The organism is Vibrio sp. Vb0304, assembly GCF_033338995.1.
Classification (GTDB): Bacteria; Pseudomonadota; Gammaproteobacteria; order Enterobacterales; family Vibrionaceae; genus Vibrio; species Vibrio alginolyticus.
In genome coordinates this window covers 1-1,122 of record NZ_JAWOTT010000290.1, presented here as the reverse complement: position 1 = coordinate 1,122, position 1,122 = coordinate 1, and the positions used below count along the sequence as shown (strand labels likewise).

Genomic DNA, 1,122 nt, shown 5'->3' with positions numbered 1-1,122 from the left:
ATGCGTTTTTATGACGGTAAACAGTGGAAGAAAGAGTGGGACAGCAATAAAGAGTTGCCGAAAGCTGTCTCAGTTGTCTTGAAGTTGAAGGATTACGGTGAAATTGCGCGCACGTATCTAACGCCAGATGGCAAGCTTGCGGAAAGTGAAAGAAACAAAGCATCGGAGGGCAACAACAATGGCTAATCGTCAGCGTGGTGTTGCTTTGATTATTGTACTGATGTTGTTGGCGATTATGGCGACCATTGCTGCCACCATGTCTGAACGTTTGTTTTTGCAGTTTCAGCGCGGTTCAAACCAAATCCATTACCAGCAAGCATATTGGTACAGTGTTGGTGTTGAAGCCTTGGCTGAAGTGGGTATCGAGCAGAGCTACAAAGACAGCGATACCATCAACCTCAGCCAACCTTGGGCGATTAAAGAACAAGTGTACCCATTGGACTATGGTCAAGCTGCAGGACGTATTTGGGATAAGCAAGCGTGCTTTAACCTCAATGTGTTAAGTCGAGTGCAGCCGACCGGACAACAAACCACTCGACCATATTTGGTTCAAGTGCTGCAGCGTTTGTTGGAAGAATCGGATGTAGAGCCGTATCAAGCGGAAGTGATTGCCGATTCCACTTGGGAATACATTGATTCAGACAGCACAGTACGTTCAACCACCGGCGTGGAAGACAGCACCTACGAATCGATGAAACCTTCGTATTTAGCGGCTAATGGTTGGATGGCAGACAAAACTGAACTGCGCGCGGTATATCAAGTGAGTGGTGAAATTTATCAAAAGATTGAGCCCTTGGTATGTGCGATCCCAAGTGATGATTGGCGTTTAAACGTCAACACGATAGAGGTGGAACAAGCGCCGATTTTAGTCGCTATGTTTTCACCGAACTTGAGCAGCAGCGACGCGGTTCAACTGATAGAAAAGCGTCCCTTCGATGGTTGGGACAGCGTAGACGAATTTCTAGCGGCGTCAGAATTAACTGGCTTGAGCGATGATGTAAAGAAAAACGCCAAAGGCTATTTAGGAGTGGATAGCTCCTTCTTCGAATTGGATGCACAAGTGTTGGTGGATGAATCACGTGTACGTATCCGAAGCCTTTTGCAAAGTACAAATAGAGAAAC

2 protein-coding genes are annotated in these 1,122 nt (G+C 46.4%); both read left to right on the top strand.

Annotated elements, in window-relative coordinates; translation table 11 throughout:
- A partial coding sequence (locus R7P35_RS25720) for a type II secretion system protein GspJ (protein WP_318093270.1) occupies positions 1–186 on the top strand: 186 nt, incomplete at its 5' end.
- Positions 179–1,122, top strand: a 944-nt coding sequence (gene gspK, locus R7P35_RS25715; protein ID WP_318093268.1) for a type II secretion system minor pseudopilin GspK, incomplete at its 3' end; no start/stop codon positions are given. The genes R7P35_RS25720 and gspK, both read left to right, overlap by 8 nt.